The organism is Exiguobacterium sp. s157, assembly GCF_018618205.1.
Lineage (GTDB): Bacteria > Bacillota > Bacilli > Exiguobacteriales > Exiguobacteriaceae > Exiguobacterium > Exiguobacterium chiriqhucha.
Genome location: NZ_JACSLQ010000013.1, coordinates 1 through 20,398 on the forward strand (window position 1 = coordinate 1; position 20,398 = coordinate 20,398).

At 52.3% G+C, this 20,398-nt stretch carries 22 protein-coding genes; 1 reads left to right on the forward strand and 21 read right to left on the reverse strand.

Going from position 1 to position 20,398, the window contains the following annotated elements:
- Positions 1-261: 261 nt before the first annotated feature.
- From rlmH to KNP67_RS14680, 18 genes are all read right to left on the reverse strand, one after another.
- A complete protein-coding gene (gene rlmH, locus KNP67_RS14595; RefSeq protein ID WP_058765186.1) occupies positions 262-741 on the reverse strand; it encodes a 23S rRNA (pseudouridine(1915)-N(3))-methyltransferase RlmH in 480 nt (159 codons plus the stop codon).
- An 83-nt stretch (positions 742-824) separates the two neighbouring features.
- Positions 825-986, reverse strand: coding sequence for a CxxH/CxxC protein (locus tag KNP67_RS14600; RefSeq protein WP_021067873.1), 162 nt, complete (start codon positions 984-986; stop codon positions 825-827).
- A 37-nt stretch (positions 987-1,023) separates the two neighbouring features.
- Positions 1,024-2,292: a S1C family serine protease gene (locus KNP67_RS14605; protein ID WP_021067872.1), complete on the reverse strand. Its 1,269-nt coding sequence runs from the start codon at positions 2,290-2,292 to the stop codon at positions 1,024-1,026.
- Positions 2,293-2,343: 51 nt separating this feature from the next.
- Entirely contained in the window at positions 2,344-3,135 is a 792-nt protein-coding gene (locus tag KNP67_RS14610; RefSeq protein WP_021067871.1) for an MBL fold metallo-hydrolase, read from the reverse strand.
- A 13-nt stretch (positions 3,136-3,148) separates the two neighbouring features.
- Positions 3,149-3,973, reverse strand: coding sequence for a two-component system regulatory protein YycI (locus tag KNP67_RS14615; RefSeq protein ID WP_021067870.1), 825 nt, complete (start codon positions 3,971-3,973; stop codon positions 3,149-3,151).
- Positions 3,960-5,345: a two-component system activity regulator YycH gene (gene yycH, locus KNP67_RS14620; protein ID WP_131472081.1), complete on the reverse strand. Its 1,386-nt coding sequence runs from the start codon at positions 5,343-5,345 to the stop codon at positions 3,960-3,962. Before yycH ends, KNP67_RS14615 begins: the two co-directional genes overlap by 14 nt.
- Positions 5,345-7,186 (reverse strand): cell wall metabolism sensor histidine kinase WalK, encoded by a 1,842-nt coding sequence (gene walK / locus KNP67_RS14625; protein WP_214756932.1) that lies wholly within the window; start codon positions 7,184-7,186, stop codon positions 5,345-5,347. Before walK ends, yycH begins: the two co-directional genes overlap by 1 nt.
- 3 nt (positions 7,187-7,189) lie before the next feature.
- Positions 7,190-7,900, reverse strand: coding sequence for a response regulator YycF (gene yycF, locus KNP67_RS14630; RefSeq protein WP_034780323.1), 711 nt, complete (start codon positions 7,898-7,900; stop codon positions 7,190-7,192).
- A gap of 120 nt (positions 7,901-8,020) precedes the next feature.
- Complete coding sequence (locus tag KNP67_RS14635) at positions 8,021-9,310, reverse strand: adenylosuccinate synthase (protein ID WP_021067866.1); 1,290 nt, start codon at positions 9,308-9,310, stop codon at positions 8,021-8,023.
- Positions 9,311-9,546: 236 nt separating this feature from the next.
- On the reverse strand, positions 9,547-10,899 hold the full coding sequence (gene dnaB / locus KNP67_RS14640) for a replicative DNA helicase (RefSeq protein ID WP_021067865.1): 1,353 nt from the start codon (positions 10,897-10,899) through the stop codon (positions 9,547-9,549).
- Positions 10,900-10,917: 18 nt separating this feature from the next.
- Positions 10,918-11,361, reverse strand: a complete 444-nt coding sequence (gene rplI, locus KNP67_RS14645; RefSeq protein WP_021067864.1) for a 50S ribosomal protein L9 — start codon at positions 11,359-11,361, stop codon at positions 10,918-10,920.
- Positions 11,358-13,349 carry a DHH family phosphoesterase gene (locus KNP67_RS14650; RefSeq protein ID WP_021067863.1) on the reverse strand — a complete coding sequence of 664 codons (1,992 nt, stop codon included), beginning with the start codon at positions 13,347-13,349 and terminating at the stop codon, positions 11,358-11,360. Before KNP67_RS14650 ends, rplI begins: the two co-directional genes overlap by 4 nt.
- A gap of 150 nt (positions 13,350-13,499) precedes the next feature.
- A complete protein-coding gene (rpsR, locus tag KNP67_RS14655; RefSeq protein ID WP_015880232.1) occupies positions 13,500-13,730 on the reverse strand; it encodes a 30S ribosomal protein S18 in 231 nt (76 codons plus the stop codon).
- Between the two features lie 41 nt (positions 13,731-13,771).
- Positions 13,772-14,281: a single-stranded DNA-binding protein gene (gene ssb / locus KNP67_RS14660; RefSeq protein WP_021067862.1), complete on the reverse strand. Its 510-nt coding sequence runs from the start codon at positions 14,279-14,281 to the stop codon at positions 13,772-13,774.
- A gap of 37 nt (positions 14,282-14,318) precedes the next feature.
- Entirely contained in the window at positions 14,319-14,606 is a 288-nt protein-coding gene (rpsF, locus tag KNP67_RS14665; protein ID WP_021067861.1) for a 30S ribosomal protein S6, read from the reverse strand.
- A 130-nt stretch (positions 14,607-14,736) separates the two neighbouring features.
- Entirely contained in the window at positions 14,737-15,837 is a 1,101-nt protein-coding gene (ychF, locus tag KNP67_RS14670) for a redox-regulated ATPase YchF (protein WP_029596437.1), read from the reverse strand.
- Between the two features lie 152 nt (positions 15,838-15,989).
- Positions 15,990-16,193 (reverse strand): DUF951 domain-containing protein, encoded by a 204-nt coding sequence (locus KNP67_RS14675; protein ID WP_016509068.1) that lies wholly within the window; start codon positions 16,191-16,193, stop codon positions 15,990-15,992.
- Positions 16,183-17,121, reverse strand: coding sequence for a mechanosensitive ion channel family protein (locus KNP67_RS14680; protein ID WP_029596438.1), 939 nt, complete (start codon positions 17,119-17,121; stop codon positions 16,183-16,185). The genes KNP67_RS14675 and KNP67_RS14680 overlap by 11 nt, the downstream gene beginning before the upstream one ends.
- A 169-nt stretch (positions 17,122-17,290) precedes the next feature.
- Here KNP67_RS14680 and yyaC point away from each other — a divergent pair, with 169 nt between their 5' ends.
- Positions 17,291-17,917, forward strand: a complete 627-nt coding sequence (gene yyaC, locus KNP67_RS14685) for a spore protease YyaC (protein WP_021067858.1) — start codon at positions 17,291-17,293, stop codon at positions 17,915-17,917.
- Here yyaC and KNP67_RS14690 read toward each other — a convergent pair.
- The 3 genes from KNP67_RS14690 to rsmG all read right to left on the reverse strand — a co-directional run bounded on the left by KNP67_RS14690 (position 17,890) and on the right by rsmG (position 20,396).
- Positions 17,890-18,672, reverse strand: coding sequence for a ParB/RepB/Spo0J family partition protein (locus KNP67_RS14690; protein ID WP_029596439.1), 783 nt, complete (start codon positions 18,670-18,672; stop codon positions 17,890-17,892). The two genes, yyaC and KNP67_RS14690, sit on opposite strands and share 28 nt — an antisense overlap.
- Before the next feature lie 49 nt (positions 18,673-18,721).
- Positions 18,722-19,600 (reverse strand): nucleoid occlusion protein, encoded by an 879-nt coding sequence (gene noc / locus KNP67_RS14695; RefSeq protein ID WP_021067856.1) that lies wholly within the window; start codon positions 19,598-19,600, stop codon positions 18,722-18,724.
- Positions 19,601-19,679: 79 nt separating this feature from the next.
- Positions 19,680-20,396: a 16S rRNA (guanine(527)-N(7))-methyltransferase RsmG gene (gene rsmG, locus KNP67_RS14700; RefSeq protein ID WP_021067855.1), complete on the reverse strand. Its 717-nt coding sequence runs from the start codon at positions 20,394-20,396 to the stop codon at positions 19,680-19,682.
- Between the last annotated feature and the right edge of the window lie 2 nt (positions 20,397-20,398).

Sequence of the window (20,398 nt, forward strand, 5' to 3'; positions counted from 1 at the left end):
CATCGGATGAGAAACCGGAAATCATTGTTTTCGGCAGAAGTGTAAAAGGCAAACGAGCAAAAAGTGTCAAAATCAACTTGACGTCTACACTCTCCTTCCAATCATTCAATTCATGCGAGTTTTAATCAAAGTAGGTACTTGATTTTCAATGCTCTTAAACCTTTTTCCATATGATTAGCATTCGGTAGTCGAAAACATTTACCTGCACAAAAAGCGTCAAAGACAGAAGCTGCCTTTGACGCTAAACAAATATATATGTGGTTACTTATGATAAGGCTCATTCCGGTTGATCCGATACGCTCGATAAATCTGCTCGCACAAGACGAGCTTCATCAATTGATGCGGGAACGTCATTTTTGAGAAGGAGATCGTGTCGTCCGAACGTTTCATGACGTCATCCGATAAGCCGAGCGATCCGCCGATGACGAACGCGATTTTGCTCTTCCCGTACGTCGCCAAGTTGTCGAGCTCGCGGGCGAACTCTTCGCTCGTTCGTTGTTTGGCATCGATGGCCAAGGCAATCACATGCGTGTCCGGACTGATTTTCGCCAAAATCCGCTCGCCTTCTTTTTGTTTTACTAGAATCATGTCCGCTTCACTCAAATGCTCGGGCGCTTTCTCGTCCGCGACCTCGATTTCCTGCACTTTCGCATAGGCCGACAAACGTTTTGTGTACTCGGCAATCCCTAGTTTCAAATACTTCTCTTTTAGTTTGCCGACCGTGATAATTGAAATATTCATCCAATTCTTCCTTTTTCCACAGTTTTTTTGGAGTTATCCATAGGGTTATCCACAGAGTTATCCACAAATCCACATGTTGATAATCATTTTTTGCTTGACACAACATATGTTGCGTCGGCATCGCAGAACTCACATGTCACTTGTCCACTTGTGGATAGTTCTTCGAGCAACGGGTATTCCCCCGTCTCATCGACAATAATATCTAAAGCGATTTCAACATGTTCCTTGCATACTTTTTTTTCCACAATGTTTCCTCCTTAAAAAAGAAGCGTCGCCGCTCCTTTAGGTTGCTTCAGTTAATGTGGCCTCGGTCTTGCCTGCCTTGCCGCGTCGCGTATATTCAATCGTGACCTTATCCCCAACCGTGGCGTCTCGGTACAGGGCGTCTCGCAAATCGACGTAACGTTTGATGTCGCGGTCGCCGATTTTGACGATGACGTCACCGACGCGGAGGCCCGCCTCTTCGGCTGGACTGCCGGGCGTAATTGCCTCGACGAACACCCCGTCTTCGTTATCAAAACTAATCCCATACTCTTCCCTGACGTTACCCGGTACGGCGATGACTTCTTGAATCGTGACACCGAGCTGGGCCCGCGTCACTTCCCCATCACGCTCGAGCATATCGATAACCGGCAACGCGACGTTGACGGGAATCGAGAAGCCGACCCCTTCGACGCTCGCCTCGGCGATTTTCATCGAGTTGATGCCGACGAGCTCGCCGCGGATGTTGATGAGTGCCCCGCCGGAGTTACCCGGGTTGATGGCTGCATCGGTCTGGATGACCTCGGCGTTATAATCCATGAGGCCGTCACTGTTCGTATCGACCGGCACGGTGCGTTCGACACCACTGACGATACCACGGGTGACCGAGTTTGAAAAGACGCCGAGCGGATTCCCAATCGCCATGACGGTCTCGCCTGCCTGGAGCACGGTCGAGTCCCCGAGGGCAATCGGGGCGACGTCGATATTGGCCGGCAGTTTGACCGATGCGACAGCCAAATCATTGAGCGGGTCTTCTCCGAGAATCGTCGCCGAAGCGACTTGTCCATCAGAAAACGCGACGTTGATCTCATCCGCTTCTTCGATGACATGGAAGTTCGTGACGATATACGCCGTGTCGCCGTCGACCTTATAGATGACACCAGAGCCCGCTCCGGCCTCCCACTGCGAGTCCGAGGTGAACGCCCGCTGGATGTTCGTAATGCTGACGACGGACGTCTTAGCGCCCGTCACAGCGCTCGTGATGTCAGATTCCGTGACGGTTACGGCTTGTTCCGTCCGAATCAGTTCATTCGTCACAAAACGAGAGGTTGGGGAATCCCAGAGCATCATCGCCAAAAAGAACAAAGCCGCTCCTAAGAATCCGCCAACCCCTCCGAGTAACAACGGTTTTAAATTCACTCGTGGCTTATGGCGCACATGTTCTTCTTGCTTCGGGCGCCACTCGCTACGAGATGGGTACGTCGGTTTTACATCGTTCATTGTATCTGCTTCGTGCTCTAAAGGTTCGACGTCTTGAGGTTCATACTCATGGTGTCTCTCTTCATTCACGACGCGTCCCCCCTTCAAGACAGTGTGTTATCTGTCTTTTCCCAAGTTCGCTTATAAAGAAACGAGCGAAGTGGGGGTCGATGGGTCGGTATCGCACAATTTGATGCGACCGAGGTCGACATCACGCGTCCCGAGTGTTTGCGAGACGCTCATTTGAGCGAGCTCTTTCATGTTGTTATCTTTACTGAGGTGAGCCAAATAAATTCGTTTCGTCTGATCCCCAATGACCTCGCTCATCGCGATGGCCGCGTCTTCGTTCGAGACGTGACCGTAGTCCCCGAGTATCCGGCGCTTGACGCTCCACGGGTAACGTCCCATCTGGAGCATCGAGACGTCGTGGTTCGATTCGAAAATAAAGTCATCGGCCCCGCGGATGACACCTTTCATCCGGTCGGACACATAACCCGTGTCGGTGATATGGGCGAGGCGTCTGCCGTCATGGGCGAACTGGTAGAACATCGGGTCGGCCGCGTCATGGCTGACGTTGAACGACTCGATCTCGATATCCCCGAACTGTTTAATCTCGCCTACCTCAAAGTGAAACTTCAAGGCTGGGTCGACCTTTCCAATCAAGGATTCCATCGCGTCCCACGTCTTCGCGTTCGCGTAAATCGGTAAATTGTACTTTCGAGCGAGAATCCCGACACCTTTAATATGGTCGGAGTGCTCATGCGTGACGAGCAGTGCATCGATACCGTCAAACGATCGGCCGATTTCGGTGATGCGTTGTTGCATCGCCTTCCCGGTCAATCCGGCGTCGACGAGCAATTTCGCCCGTTCCGTCTCAATGTAGAGGGCGTTTCCGGTCGAACCGCTCGCAAGCACACTATAGCGTAAAGTCACTCGATCACTCCTTTCATTCTTCTGAATCAAATTCGACCCGTTCGACGGTCCCGTCGATCGCATTGACGAAGTAGGCGTCCTCGTCAATCGTGATCGCCCAGAGCGGCGGCATGATAATCAGGCTGCCGGAACTGTCGAGCGGCAGGCTATAGAAGCCTGTATTGATGGCTCGCATCTCTTGATTCGGTTGGAAGTATTTCCGGGCCGCGAGTTGCGAGATCGCCTCGCTCGCCGTCAAAACGAGATCGTCTTGCGACTTCGAGGACAAGTTCGTCAAATGACGTTGTTTATAGTCGGTCACTTCGAACGCTTCGTTCAGTTGAAGCAATAAAAGCGACGGACCGATGTACTGTTCCGTCTCCCCGTTGATTTCGGGGTTCGAGAAAATCTTATTGTTCTCATACGTCTGCACGAAAGCGACTTGACGCGTCTCGGCGTCATATCGCCAGTACGCATATTCGGAACCGAACGGGACGTACTCTGAGACGAACGTCGCCGCGGTCGTCCGCAAATCGTTTTGATCGAGCGGGACGGGCTGTTTGAGCTCGACTTCGAGTTGCATGTTGTCGAGTGTCGTCGCCAGTTGGGCTTCCCGATTCTGCGTGATCATCGAGGCCGACATCTGTTCCGACGATCCCGTCAAATAGCCGATGTCCCGACCCATCCGTGGCAACTTCGACGCATCGACGTTGCGTTGGTCCAAGATTTGCGCGATGGACGTATTGTCGTTCGTCACGACCTCCGTCGCCCACGTTTCCGTCAAGAGCTGGAACAACAGGTAGATGTTCAGCGCGAGGAAGGCGAAGAGGAGAATCGTTTTCGCTTTACTCCAGTCCACGATACATCATCCTTTCTGTCCAGTCCTCCGGTTGATCGAATGGAATCCATCTTCCGGCTTCCCGAACGAACCAGTTCGGGGAGAACGTGACGTAACGGCTCGTGTCTTCATTGTATTCAATCTCATAGCCGAGACGAATCTCAGTCACGTTTTCAAATCGTCCTGCGTTGACGAGCGTATCAACCACATCTTGTCCATCCGCGAGCTGCGTCGTCCCGACCGAGATCAAACGATCGATTTCGAGATGGTGCCGGGTGATCGACCGGACTTGCGTCCCGTCGTTCTCGATACGCAGCGTCGACAAATCGACGGCGTCGTTGTTGATGAACGCCTCCCGTTGACTGAACACCGGGAAACCGTTCACGTGAAACCGGAACACGGTCGTCTCAAACCCTTGATTGGCCGGGGTAATCGCATCGAAGCGAAGCGACAACCCTTGGCTCTCCGACGTCTCATCGACCCAACCTCCGTGGAAGTTGACGAACTCGACGATCGTGTCGAGCCCGATGACCGACTCTTGTTCCGTGCTATTGCGCGACAAGTTACGGTAGCGGCTCGCGTTCAGGTTCGCATCGTATTCGGCGACGCTAATCCCGTTCGTGAGGGCGCCGACGGAGCTGGCCGGATCGACTTCCTGCACGTTCGGGTCACCCGGGAAGAACGTATCGCGCATCCAGTCGAGGCGCGCCGAGATTTGAATTTGAGACACGTCATAGGCGAACAGCTCATTCATCTCCGGTCCGACGACCGGGATATAGTTGACGCGTTCATCCGTGTACGTGACACGTCGCATCGACCGGTCCGAATCTTTCAAGAACAGGCTGTTGACGTCCCCTTGGCCGACTTTCGACAAGCGGCCTTCCCAGAGCGACTGGTCGCTCATGATGGTACGGATGCGCCACGTGTCGTCCTTCATGAAGATGAGGGCCCGTTGCGGCACTTTCCCGGATAGGCTGTACGAGCCCGGGAGCATGTAGCTGAGCGTGTCCGCATAATACGCTTCCGGTAAAATCAGTTCGACGGCCTCGTCGACGCCCGCATACAAACTCGGGACGTTCTTGACGGCGAGTGGTTTGAACTCGCTCGCTTCGAACGATTCCCGGATGACGCGCATGATTTGCTTCGGCGTGTTCTTCGTGGCAAAGACGGCGTTGTTCTCATGGACGACCGTTTGGGCCGGCACGATGACTTGACGCGCCTGGCGCTGCAACGACTCATCCACCGTCGCGACTTGCGTCTCCGATTGGACCGACTGATACTTCGGATGGTAATCCCAAAGGATGACCGTTTGGACGATGGACGTGACGATCAAGGTGAGCAAGACGAGCGATTTCACTAGTTCTGGCTTCGCCAAGAAGCGTGGTCGTTCCATCAGTCATTCACCTCCACGATCGTATCGAACGGGATGGTGAAGTAAATCGTCGTCCCACGTCCGAACTCACTCTCGGCCCAGATGTCGCCGCCATGGGCGGAAACGACTTCTTTGGCGATTGATAGACCGAGTCCAGTCCCACCGATATTGCGGGCCCGGGCCTTGTCGACCCGATAGAACCGTTCAAAGATTTTTTTCAAGTTCGATTTCGGGATACCGACTCCTTCATCTTTAATGCCGATGACGAGCCGCTTGGCACGGAGCATCGTCCGGAACGTGATTGTCCCACCTTCTGGCGAGAACTTGACGGCGTTCGTGATGATATTATCGATGACCTGAGTCATCTTGTCTTGATCGGCATGAACGTACACGCGACGCTTCATGAGCTTACGGCGGAACTGAATCGTCTCGCCTTTCGTCATCTCATGTCGCTCGATGATATCGTTGAAGAACTGGATAAAATCGAACTTCACTTTTTGCATCGTATACTCTTTGCTGTCCATCTTCGACAGTTGCAACAAGTCGTTGACGAGGCGAATCATCCGCTCCGTCTCATTCTGGGTCGTCTCGAGGAAGCGCGGGGCAAGCTCATCGTCCTTGTATGCGCCTTCCGCGAGCACTTCGAGGTAACTCCGCATCGTCGTGAGCGGCGTCCGCAGCTCGTGGCTGACGTTCGCGACGAACTCACGGCGGTCTTGCTCGACTTGTTCTTGCTCGGTCACATCGTGCAGAACGACGATGAGACCGGTGATTGGTCCGCTATGCTTTTGGATCGGTGAGAAGTAGGCGCGGACGAGGAACAGCTCTTCGTCCGTACTGAGGTCGATCAGTTTTGGCGGCATCGTCCCGTCTTCCGGGATGACGATCTCGTCATCGAATTCGAGCAAGTTCTGTAGGTTCGCCCCCATCGCTTCTTCTTCAGCGAGCCCGATCATATCGCGGGCTTGGTCGTTCATCAAGATGACGCGCAACGAACGATCCGTCGCGACGACCCCGTCCGACATGTTCTCGAGGACGCTCGTCAAGCGGCGCCGTTCGGCTTCCGTCGTTGCGTTCGCCTCCATAAGTTCATCGGTCAATTCGTTGAAGGCGTAAGCAAGTTGGCCGACCTCGTCGTCGGAATAGACTTTAACTTTCCGCGAGAAATTCCCTTTTCGCATCTCGACGGCTTGACGACGCATATCCGCAATCGGTCGCGTGATTGTCCGTGACAGCAACACTCCCAAGATCGATGTGATGATGAGAGCGATGAGTGTCCCGGTCGCGAGAATCCTCGTCACTTGTTCCATTTGGTTATAGATGGACTGCATCGAGGCCTCGATATAAATCATACCGGTCGTCGTCCCATCGACCTCGGATTTCACCGGGACGGCGACGACACGCATGCGTTCGTTCGAGTCTTCATAGACGAGCGTCTCTTGCGCTCCGCTCGTCGCAAACGATTTTTGAATAAACGAGTTCGCCGTCCGTTGTCCGACGAGACTTTGGTTATTCGGATTCGACGTCGCCCGGACGACACTGTTCGTGTCGATAATCTGGACTTCGCGAATGTCATCAGCTAGCGTCGTGCTCTCCGTAAACTCAGACAGCAGTTGATCCAGTACCTGGTTCAACTGCTGGTCCGAGGTCGAGTCACCGCCGTTCGATGCGATCCCTTCACTGACGTTATAGCTCAGAAGGTTGGCGCGATCGACGAGCGACTGCGAGAAGTTGTTGATGTATTGTCGTTCGAGGGAGCGCACGAAGTACACTCCGATGACTTGCATCGCAACAAGAATGAGCAGCGCATAGATGACGACGAGCTTCCACTGGATAGATTTAAAGAAGTTCGTCCGTTTCATCGTTTAGTCTTCTTCTCCTGCTTTTAAATAGTAACCGACACCACGGCGCGTGATGATATACGTCGGCGTCGATGGGTTGTCTTCGACTTTTTCGCGCAAACGTCGGACCGTCACATCGACCGTGCGGACATCGCCGAAGTAGTCATAGCCCCATACCGTCTGGAGCAAATGCTCGCGCGTCATGACTTGCCCGATGTTTTGAGCAAGATAATGGATGAGCTCGAACTCACGGTGTGTCAGTTCGATTTTCTCTTCCCGTTTCGTGACCATGTATGAATCCGGATGAATCGTCAAGTCACCGATGACGATATCATTGGCGTTGGCACCTTTCGTTTCTGGGGCCGGGGCTGTCGCATGACGGCGCATGTTCGCCTTGACGCGGGCCAAGAGCTCGCGCGAGCTGAACGGCTTCGTGACGTAATCGTCAGCACCGAGCTCGAGTCCGAGCACTTTATCGATCTCAGAGTCTTTCGCCGTCAACATGATGATCGGCATATCGTACTTCTTCCGGACTTCACGGCATACTTCCATACCGTCTTTGAGCGGCAACATGATGTCGAGCAAAATCAAATCCGGTTTGACTTCTTCGACTTTCACGAGCGCCTCTTCCCCGTCATACGCGACGTGGACTTGGTATCCCTCTTTTTCAAGCTTAAACTTCAATATATCTGCGATTGGTTGTTCGTCATCTACCACTAAAATCGTACGATCCATTCAGTGAGTCCTCCTCTTATCGTTAAACGTACATGTCTACATTGTAACTCTTTTTCTATAGGTTAGAAAGCGTGGTCCATTTCCGTGGAAATGAAAAGAGAGCCACGAGGGCTCTCTATCTTATGCTTCGTAAATATCACGCAAGATGACCGTCTGCTCACGTGCCGGTCCGACCGAGAACGTCAACAACTCGATGCCTGTCAACGCTTCGATGCGCTTGACATAGTTCTGCGCGTTTACCGGCAAGTCTTCGAACTTGCGGATGCCTGTGATGTCTTCTGTCCAGCCTGGGAGCTCTTCGAACACCGGCTTGCACTGTTCGAGCACGCGGAAGTTCGGTGGGTACTCGTCGAGGAGCTTGCCTTCGAACTCATATGCCGTACAAATCTTGAGTGTCTCAAGACCTGTCAACACGTCAATCGAGTTGAGGCAAAGGTCTGTGATGCCGCTGACGCGGCGCGAGTGGCGGACGACAACCGAGTCGAACCAACCGACGCGACGCGGACGTCCTGTCGTCGTACCGTACTCTTTTCCGACTTCACGGATCGTGTGACCGATCTCATCGTCAAGTTGGGTCGGGAACGGGCCGTCTCCGACACGTGACGTGTACGCCTTACAGACGCCGACGACGTGATGGATCTTCGATGGACCGATACCGGCACCGCTCGATACGCCGCCTGAAGCCGCGTTCGATGATGTGACGAACGGGTACGTTCCGTGGTCGATGTCTAGCAACACACCTTGCGCGCCTTCGAAGAGCACTTTCTGTTCTTCGTCGAGCGCGTTGTTCAACACGACCGATGTATCACATACGTACTTGGCGAACTGTTGGCCGTACGCGTAGTATTCTTCGAAGATGTCATCGAATTCAATCGCATCGACTTCGTACATCTTCACGAACATGCGGTTTTTAATCGCGAGGACGGTCTTGAGCTTCTCGGCGAACACTTCTTTGTCGAGAAGGTCAGCGATGCGAATCCCGATACGCGCCGCTTTGTCCATGTAGCAAGGACCGATCCCTTTGAGCGTCGTCCCAACTTTGGCGTCGCCTTTCGCGTCCTCTTCGAGCTTGTCTTGCAACTGATGATACGGCAAAATGACGTGGGCCCGGTTCGAGATGCGGAGGTTATCCGTGCTCACACCGCGCTCGTGCAAATACGCGAGCTCCGTGACGAGTGATTTCGGATTGACGACCATCCCGTTCCCGATGACACATGTTTTGTCCGAGTAGAAGATCCCCGATGGAATCAAGTGAAGTTTATACTTCGTATCGTTGAAGACGATTGTATGACCAGCGTTGTCTCCCCCTTGATAACGCGCGACGACCTCGGCCTGCTTCGATAAGAAGTCCGTGATTTTCCCTTTACCTTCATCGCCCCACTGCGTTCCCACTACGACTACTGATGACATAATGAATCCTCCTTGTAGATAAACGTTCTATTCAAACCATCCGTAAGTGTACACTTGCTCTTGTTGAAAGTCAACCTAATACCGAACGATATTTTTAAGTTGTAACCTTTCGTTCGTTATTGACGTGTCATTTCTCGTTCAATGATGAAATTCTTCAAAATCAAGATACGTTTAGGTCTAAAGACCGACCAAAAAGGCGACGTCATGAGACGTCGCCTTTGGCAGAATCATTCGTCCTACATCGGTGGCGCAAAGGCTTGCGTCTCCATGTTGACGAACTTGTTATATTCTTTTCGGAACGAGAGTTTGACCGTCCCCGTCGGACCGTTACGCTGCTTGGCGATGATGATCTCGATCGTGTTGGCGTCTTCACTCTCTTTGTCGTAATAGTCATCCCGGTACAAGAACGCGACGATATCGGCATCTTGCTCAATCGCCCCGGATTCCCGGATATCCGACATCATCGGTCGCTTGTCTTGACGGCTCTCAACACCACGTGAGAGCTGTGACAAGGCGATGACCGGCACTTGAAGCTCACGTGCGATCGCTTTGAGCGTACGCGAGATTTCCGAGACTTCTTGTTGCCGGTTCTCGCCCGGCTTGCCGTTCCCGACGATGAGCTGCAAGTAGTCAATCATGATCATGCCGAGGCCGTGCTCTTGTTTCAAGCGGCGGCACTTGGCCCGAATCTCGTTGACGCGAAGACCCGGCGTATCATCGATATAGATACCGGCTTGTGACAGTGACGACATGGCGAGCGAGAGTCGTCCCCAGTCCTCGGCCTCGAGCCGTCCCGTCCGTAGACGCTGGGCATCGATATTGCCTTCCGCACAGAGCATCCGCATGACGAGCTGCTCGGCACCCATCTCCAAACTGAAGATGGCGACGTTCTCGCCGGTACGGACGGCCACGTTTTGCGAGATGTTCAAGGCGAAGGCCGTCTTCCCGACGGAAGGACGGGCTGCGACGATGATGAGGTCGTTGCGTTGGAAACCGGCCGTCATCTTGTCGAGATCGCTGAATCCGGTCGCGATACCGGTGATTTCGCCGCTCGATTGGTGCAGTTTTTCAATCGTCGAGTAGGCGTCCGATAAGACCGAGCCGATCGGATGGAAGCTTGACTGCCCTTTACGTTGCGAGACTTTTAGAATGTTCCGCTCGGCGTCTGACAGGACGGCATCGACCTCGTCTTGGCGTTCATAGCCGTCCGAGACGATATTCGTCGCAGTCCGAATCAAGCGGCGAAGCGCCGCCTTTTGGTCGACGACGTTCAAATAATAACCGATGTTGCCGATGGCCGGAACCGCTTCGGCGATTTCCGCCAAATAGTTCAACCCACCGATTTCATCGAGAATGCCTTGGGCTTGAAGCTCCGAACTGAGCGTGACCAAATCGACGAGTTCGCCGCGGTCGTTAATCTTCAGCATCGCCTCAAAAATCCGTTGATGGCTGACACGATAAAAGTCGTCCGGGTCGACCCGTTCCGAGGCCGTAATCAGCCGATCAGAATCGAGGATGACGGCCCCAAGGACAGCTTGTTCCGCTTCGACGCTATGTGGCGGGGTGTTGACTTGAATCGCATCACTCATACGTTGTCTACCTCACCTTCACGCTTCTTGAACATGAACGTTTAACGAAGCCGTGACGTCATGATGCAACTTCACCGGCACTTTCGTGAACCCGAGCGCTTTGATTGGGTGTTCAAGCTCGATTTTACGCTTGTCGATCTTGTAGCCCATTCCTTTCAACGCCTCACCGATTTGTTTGCTCGTGACCGATCCGAAGACGCGACCGCCTTCACCTGACTTCGTCTTGACGACGATCGTCTCTTTTTCAAGCTTGTCCTTCAACTGTTGGGCTTGCTTCAATTCTTCTTCGGCCGCTTCTTCAGCGCGTCGCTCTTTCGCGGCGAACGCCTTCAAGTTACCCGGTGTCGCTTCGACCGCCAAGTTCTTTTTAAAGAGTACGTTCTTTGCGTAAGCGTCCGCGACGTCTTTGACGTCACCAGCTTTACCTTGACCTTTAACATCTACTTTTAAAATGACTTTCATTCAGAATCCTCTCCCTCTGTTTCATCTGTCATATAATGATCAATCGCTTCTTGTAATAACGTCTTCGCCTGTTCCCGGCTCACGTTCAATTGCGTCGCCGCGTTCGTCAAATGGCCGCCCCCGTCCAGCATCTCCATGATGACTTGGACGTTGACGTCGCCGAGCGAACGAGCACTGATGCCGGTCCGGCCGTCTGGCAAGATGGCGATGACGAACGACGCTTTAACGCCCTCCATATTGAGGAGTTGGTCAGCGGATTGGGCAATCAACACTTGATGATGCACTTCATCATCCGAAGCGACGGCGATCGCCATACCATCGGAATAAATATCCGTGTTTTCGAGTATATGGGACTGTTCGATATACGATTCAAGGTCTTGACGCATGAAGTGTTGGACAAGCACGGTGTCTGCCCCTTGAATCCGAAGGAAGGAAGCGGCGTCGAACGTCCGCGACCCCGTCCGCAAGGTAAATCCTTTCGTGTCGACCACCATACCTGCGAGGAGCGACGTCGCCTCTAAAATCGATAGCTTGCGCGTCCCGGCCTGATACTCGATCAACTCCGTCACGAGTTCGCACGTCGATGACGCGTACGGCTCCATATAGACGAGGACCGGGTCCTCGATGAACTCTTCGCCGCGGCGATGGTGATCGATAACGACGACCCGTTCCGCCCGGTCCAAAATGTCCCGTGAGATGACGAGCGACGGTCGGTGCGTATCGACGACGACGAGGAGCGTCTGTTCGTCGATGAGCGGTTGAGCCTCGAACTCTGTCAAAAAACGGCTATATAGGTCTTCGTCGTTTTCGACTTCATTGACGAGACGTTGGATGCCGACACTCGTCTCGCCGGCCGGGATGACGACGTACGCCTCGCGACCGACAAATTCAGCCAGTTTCATGATGCCAATCGAAGCCCCAAGTGAATCCATATCGGGGTTTTTATGCCCCATAATCAGGACACGGCTCGACTCGCGAATCAAATCGCGCATCGAGTTCGAGATGACGCGGGCTCGAACCCGGGTCCGTTTCTCGGTCGGGTTCGTCTTGCCGCCGAAAAAGCGGACTTTCCCGTTATGACGCTTGACGACGACCTGGTCACCGCCGCGTCCGAGCCCTAAATCGAGACTCGATTGCGACAAGTTGCCGAGTTCCGTCAACGTCGTCTCTCCGCAGCCAATCCCGATGGAGAGTGTGAGCGGAATCTTATGCTCTTTCGTCGCCTCACGGACCTCATCGAGAATCGAGAAGCGGTTGTTCTCGAGTTCAGAGAGCGTCCGTTCGTTCATGACGAGAAAGAAGCGGTCGGCTGCCGTCCGGCGCATATAGATGTGGTATTTTTGAGCCCATTGGTTCAAGAGGACGGTCACACGTCGATTGATTTCACTCCGGACCTGTTCATCCACAGCGGTCGACATCTCGTCATAGTTGTCTAAGTATAAGACGCCGATTACCGTCTGTGTTTCCGAGTATTTTTGTTCAATCTCTGCCTCATCCGTCATATCGAACAAGTAAAGTGTCTGATACTCCCTATTGTAGAGGACCCGATAAACGCGGTCTCCGACTTCGATGGTCGCCTCGTCTTCTTCTTCCTCAATCAATTCGGTGAACGCCGAGTGAATCGAGTCAATCGAGATTCCGAGTTCCATCTCGAGCTCAAAGATGAGTCGAGACTGTTCATTGAACCAGCTGATGCGACGAGCTTCGTCAAAGACGAGAATCCCGATCGGCATGCCGGTGAGCGCTTCTTTCCCAACATCTTCAATCCGATGCGACAAGGAATGAACGTATTGTTCCCATGCCTTGCGCTCTCGTCGAATCGTCACTTGCTGATAGATGAAAAAAATCAGCGTGCCCACGAACAGGGTGATTGCCGCCACAATGCTGTAGAACGCCAATCCTAACGCGACCAACATTCCAATCACATATGGAACGGCGTGACGCGCGTACTGGTTCTTCACTGATGTTATTGCTTCACCACTGTGCATGTGTGCCTCCTAAAATGAGTGGTGTTCCACCCATGATGTCTAAATGGTTTCTGCTCTATCATACCATATCCGCCCGTTTCACTTACACTCCTACATCGGCTCAGAAAACAAAAAACGACCTATCCCGAGGGATAAGCCGTGTGTCAAAAATTACTCTGCAACGTATGGAAGCAAAGCCATTTGACGTGAGCGCTTGATAGCGACAGTAAGTGGACGTTGGTATTTCGCTGAAGTACCAGTCACACGACGTGGAAGAATTTTACCACGCTCCGAAACGAAGCGTTTGAGCAATTCTACGTCTTTATAATCGATATGGGTGATGTTGTTCGACGTAAAGAAACATACTTTACGACGACGACGACCTCCTGGACGACGTGCCATGTGAAGACCTCCTTTTTAGTTTAGTTTTCGAATCGACGCGATCAAAATGGCAGATCGTCATCCGATAAGTCGATTTTTCCGCCACCCGAGAACGGGTCAGCTTCAAAACCTTTGTTTGAGTTCGAGGACTGAGATGAAGTCGAAGAAGCGGCTGCGCCCCATCCTGACCCACTTGACTCACCACCACCGAAGACATCTCCAGCCGGTGCTGTATCACGTTGCCCTGAGGCACCGCGTGGTTCAAGGAAGCGTACGCTATCGGCTACGACTTCTGCCCGGTAACGACGTTGGCCATCTTGACCTTCGTAACTACTGATTTGAAGGCGACCGTCTACGCCGGCCATGCTGCCTTTTTTCAAATATTGTGCCACGTTCTCTGCTTGTTTGCGCCAAACGACACAATCAATAAAGTCCGCCTCGCGCTTCCCATCTTGTCCAGTGAATGGACGATCGCAAGCGAGAGTAAAGCGAGTTACGGCAATCCCGCTCTGCGTGTAACGCATTTCTGGATCGCGTGTCAATCGACCAACTAACACAACTCGGTTAATCATCTCAAAGCTCCCCTTTCGCAATATGAAGCGTTAAGAATTAACGCTCGTCTTTAGTTGTCATTTGACGGACAACGTCATCAGAGATCTTCATGAGACGCTCTGTTTCTTGAATCGCTTTAGGCTCAGCAGTGATGTTGAGAAGAACGTAGTGTCCTTCGCGCATCTTGTTGATTTCGTAAGCGAGACGACGTTTACCCATGTCTGTTGTTTTATCAACAGTACCACCGTTTTCAGTGATGACGTTGTTGAAGCGTTCGATTAAAGCTTTCTTAGCTTCCTCATCAACTGATGGACGGATAATGTAAAGAAGTTCGTATTTACGCATTATCTTTCACCTCCTCTTGGACTAACGGCTCCTACCGGTTGTAGGAGCAAGGAGCAAACAAATGTTTTACTCACGTCATAATATACTATCAAACTTCTGTTCGTTTTACAATACGTTTCCGTAAAATGGCTTAAACGTTGAAACGGAACGTGACGACGTCGCCATCTTGGAAGACATATTCTTTTCCTTCTGAGCGAAGTTTCCCTTGTTCTTTGACCGTCGTCATATTGCCGGCAGCTGACAAGTCTTCATACGAGACGACTTCTGCCCGGATGAATCCACGCTCGAAGTCCGAGTGGATGACGCCCGCACATTGTGGGGCTTTCATACCTTGCTTGAACGTCCAGGCGCGTACTTCTTTCTCACCGGCCGTGAAGTAAGTCGCGAGACCGAGCGTCGAGTAAGCGGCACGAATCAATTGATCGAGACCTGATTCTTCGATGCCGAGGTCTTGCAAGAACTCAAGGCGCTCTTCTGGTTCGAGCTCTGAGATTTCTTCTTCGATGCGGGCACAGATGACGATTACTTTCGCCTCTTCTGTCGCCGCGTGTTCACGAACTGCTTGGACGTATGGGTTTTGATCGGCATCCGCCACTTCGTCTTCACTGACGTTCGCGACGTAAAGCATCGGCTTCATCGTGAGCAATTGGAAGTGTTTGACGATCGCAAGCTGGTCTTCTGTCAACTCGGCAACGCGAGCCGGGCGCTCCGATTCGAGGACGGCTTGAACGATTTCAAGTGCCTCGAGTTCTTGAGGTGCACCCTTATCTTTCGACTTGACCATTTTTTGAACGCGCGTGATGCGTTTCTCGACCAACTCAAGGTCGGCCAAAATCAATTCGAGGTTGATGGTCGTGATGTCATCAATCGGTGAGACTTTTCCTGCTACGTGCGTGATGTTGTCGTCTTCAAAGCAACGGACGACTTGGCAAATCGCGTCGACTTCACGGATGTTGGCGAGGAATTTGTTTCCAAGACCTTCTCCTTTTGACGCACCTTTCACGATTCCGGCGATATCTGTAAACTCAAATGCGGTCGGTACGGTCTTCTTCGGTTTGACGAGTTCTGTCAACCGATCGAGACGTGCGTCCGGCACTTCGACGACCCCAACGTTCGGGTCGATTGTCGCGAACGGATAGTTGGCTGCTTCTACACCGGCTTGCGTGATGGCGTTAAATAATGTCGATTTCCCGACGTTCGGTAATCCGACGATTCCTGCTGTTAATCCCACTTGTATGTCCTCCTCATCCGGCTTTCCCGGGAAATGTTGATCCGTCTGTGGAGTGGGTACGTTCAGTACACCACACCGTCACATCCTTCACAATTATAGTTAGTCCTCGATTAAACCGCAACTCACGGTTGCAACATAGAGAAGAACGCCACTTATTCAGCGGCGTTCTCTTGTTTAAGCACTTTTTTCAATCGCTTATCAAAGTCGCGACGCGGCATGAGCACGCTCGCCCCGCATCCTTGACACTTGATGCGAATATCCATTCCGACCCGAGTCACCTGCCAGCGGTTCGTCTGACACGCATGCGGTTTCTTCATTTCTACAAAATCGTTCAACTCATACGATTTAGCCTGCATTTTCCGGCGCTCCTTTAGTCGTTGTGGTTGGCGGCATCATGACGGTACGCGGATACGGGATTTCGATTCCGCGCTCATCTAGCCCGGCCTTCAACTCTTTATGCAAAATCCGACCGGCCGCAAAGTGTTGTGTCGGTGGAACTTCGGCCATGAGACGATAGACGACTTCCGACGGTCCGAGCGACTGCACACCAGCGAGCGTAATTGGTTCGATGAACAAGTCGTGATACTTCTCCTCGACCGTATGGGCGATTTCTTTCAACGCCTTCTCCACTTTATCCGTGTCTTCTTCATACGCGACACCGATATCGACGACTGCGACGCTGTTTTCGAGTGAATAATTCGTCACTTGCATGATTTGTCCGTTCGGGATGATCGTCACTTGTCCGTTCAACCCTTTCAACTTCGTCGTCCGAATCCCGACTTCGATGACGGTGCCGTCGACTTGTTGATTTAAATTGACGTAATCCCCGTTCTTATACTGGTTCTCGAAGATGATGAACGCACCTGTGATGACGTCCTTCACCAAGTTTTGCGCGCCAAACGAGATGGCCAGACCGGCGACCCCGGCCGATGCGATTAAACCGGCGATATTGACGCCGAACTGCCCGAGCACCGTCAAAATCATGATCAGGCCGAGCACATAGCGAATCGTGTTTTGGGCCAATTTCGATAGCGTCTCGTTTTGCCGTTGCGTCACAATATCGTGCTCTTTAATTTTACGCAGTGCGAACACGCGTTGGACCATCGACGTCAAAATACGTGACGCCACATAAAGTGCCAAGATGATGAGTGCGACACCAGTCAATTTGATACCGAGACCGATCCACATCTCCGTGTCTTGGAAATAGGCGACGAACCGATTGACACTATCCATCGTTTCGTCGGCTACCGTGCTTAAGTTTGTATCTGTATTTTGTGAAGCCATGTTGTCACCTCTAGCGTTATAGATTCTAACCCATCAAACCATAATTAACGACTTTTCTCAAACCCTACATCCGGACGTTATAAGTTTCGGTGTTCCGGGAATGGGATAATACGGTTTCATTCCGCAATTGCAACTAGACGCAGGCAGCTTAGAAGAGAGGATGAGATTCATGCCGTTTCGCCTAAAACCTCATAAACCATACTCTTTCTTCATCGAACATACCGAACGGAGTGGATCCAAGCTCTTTGCCGATCAACTGCATGATCAGTTGGCAAAGGAGACGCATCGTCCAATTGTCCTCGTTTGTATCGGCTCCGACCGTTCCACCGGTGACTCGCTCGGACCGCTCGTCGGCACGTTCCTTGAGGAGCGCTTTGTCCGCAATATCCATGTCTACGGCACGTTGACAAAACCGGTCCATGCGCTGAACCTTGTCGAGACGCTCCATGAGATTCAGACACGGTTCCATCGCCCCCTCATCATCGCCATCGACGCTTGCCTCGGTCGCTTGTCGAGTGTCGGTTATATCTTCTTCTCAGAAGGACCGCTCGCCCCCGGTGCCGGTGTTCAAAAAGAACTCCCTTCGGTCGGCGAATACAACATTAAAGCCGTCGTCAACGTAAGTGGCTTCATGGAAATGATGATTTTGCAAAACACGCGCCTCCACCTCGTCTATGAGCTGGCCCGTTTCATCACCGACGGGTTCGTCGAGTTCGACTCACGCATCGGGCGGCTTCATCAAGAAGAGGCGGCCATCACCCGACTTCGTCAGTCTCGTGACGAATCGAAATCTTGAGGCGATAACAACGTCAATAGATGTTCCAAATCGTCTTGCGAGAAATACTTCAGCTCGAGGACGCCCCCTTTTCGACGCGGGCGAATCGATACATCCATTTGAAGACGTTCCGCTAGCACCGCCTCGACGGCTTCCACGTCGGCGTCCGAGCGTTTGAGCGTCTTTTTTTCAATGCGCTCCTTTTGTAAATAGCGCTCGAGTCGGCGGACCGTCCATTGCTCGGCGATGACGCGACGGGCAATCTGTTCCATCGCCTGAACCGATTTCATGCCGGTGATGGCCCGGGCGTGACCCATCGTCAACTCGCCAACCATGACCGCATGCTGGACCGCACTCGGTAACCGAAGCAGTCTCAGGCTGTTCGTCACATGGCTCCGACTCTTGCCGACGCGTTCGGCCAGTTGTTGCTGGGTCAATCCGAGCGTTTGCATCAACTGTTCGTAGGCGAGCGCCTCTTCGATCGCGTTCAAGTCGGCACGTTGAATATTCTCAATCAAGGCGAGTTCCATGACGCGGTCCGAGTCGGCCGTGACAATCAATGCCGGGATATCCGTCTTGCCGGCCAATTGAGCAGCCTGAAACCGACGCTCGCCGGCGATGATTTCATAAAACCCACTCGCTTTACGGACGACGATTGGTTGCAACACACCATAACGTTCAATCGATTGCCTGAGCTCGTCTAGCTTTTCTGGTTCGAACTGCTTACGGGGCTGGTTCGGGTTGGGACGAATGTGTTTAATCGGTAACCGTTCCATCATGATTCCTCCATTCCTTCTGACTGATAGCTATAAAAAAAGCACAGGCTCACTTTTGTGGCCGTGCTTTCGGGATTCGAATTCGAATTTCAACAAATTCGTCTTCTTCGACTTCCTCGGTCTGGACTTCAATCCCGGTCTTTCCGATCAAACTGACCGAGTCCCGGATCGTATTGAGGGCGATTCGCGTGTCACGTGCGAAACTTTTCGTCCGACGGCGTTGCTTTTTCGGTTTCCGCTTCTCTTCTTCAATCGGTGTCGTCAAGAAGGCGACGCGTTCTTCCGTCTCTTTGACGTTAAAGTCCTGCTCTATAATCTCCATGAGCACTTGGAGCTGGAGTCCTTCCTCTTTGAGCGGCAAAAGCGCCCGAGCGTGACGTTCATTGATTTGGCGGTCGCGCAAACATTGCTTGACGTCGTTCGGCAATTTCAACAGGCGTAGTTTATTGGCAATCGTCGACTGACTCTTGCCGAGACTCTTCGCGAGCGCGTCTTGTGTCAGACCTTTCATGGCGAGCAGACGATCGTACGCCTCCGCTTCTTCAATCGGACTTAGCTGTTCGCGCTGCAAGTTCTCAATCAATGCCAGAGCGGCAGTCGTATCGTCATCCATCTCCCGGACGATGGCCGGAATGACCGACCAGCCGAGCGATTTAACGGCGCGGAAGCGGCGTTCCCCAGCGATAATCTCGTAGCGTCCCTCTTCTGCTTTTCGGACGACGATTGGCTGCAGGAGACCATGTTCATCGATTGTGACAGCGAGCTCTTCGATTTTAGCCGGCTCGAATACTTTACGCGGTTGATAACGGTTCGGGAGAAGCAACGATAACGCGATGTCTTGAACCGCGTCATTCGGTTTGACTTCTGCGATTTCTGTAACCGCCACTTCTGGACGACTTCCGAACAGTTTAGCAAATGTTTTCTTCAACGTCGGCACCCCTCTATGTAAAAAATAAGCAGATTCCACTACCGGAATCTGCTTTTAGTTTCACGTGAAACACTATTGCTCAGATTAGCGGCTCTTTCGCTGGGGTACCCGCTTTACGTGGATATTTCCCAGGCGTTTTTCGTAATTTATCTACAATTACGATATTACGCTCACTCATCTCTCCTGGCAATAGGAACTGGTGTGTCGTTTTTACTTTCCCACCGAGCACGGCCAAGGCGTTTTTCGCATCGACCAGCTCGTCGGAAACCTTCGCTGCTTTGAGCGCTACGAACGTTCCGCCGACTTTTGCGAGCGGTAAACAGTACTCGGCGAGCACCGTCATCCGGGCAACCGCACGGGCGGTTACGACATCAAATTGCTCACGAAATTTTTTATTTTTTCCAAACTCTTCGGCGCGTCCATGATGGAACGCGACACCTTCTAACCCGAGCGCGAGCGCGAGTTCGTTCAAGAACGTGATTCGCTTGTTAAGCGAGTCGATAATCGTCACGTGAAGGTGCGGGAATAAAATTTTGAGCGGCAAACTCGGAAAACCGGCCCCGGCACCGACGTCACATACGGTATCCACGTTTGCGAAATCGAAATGGAACGCCGCACTGAGTGAGTCATAGAAATGCTTCAAATACACTTCTTCCTTGTCCGTGATCGCCGTCAAATTCATCTTCTCATTCCACTCCACGAGCATCTCGAAATACAGTTCGAACTGAGCGAGTTGTTTCTCGCTCAATTCAAACCCTTCTGCCTGCAGCGCCTCAATAAATTGGGATTGGTTCATCG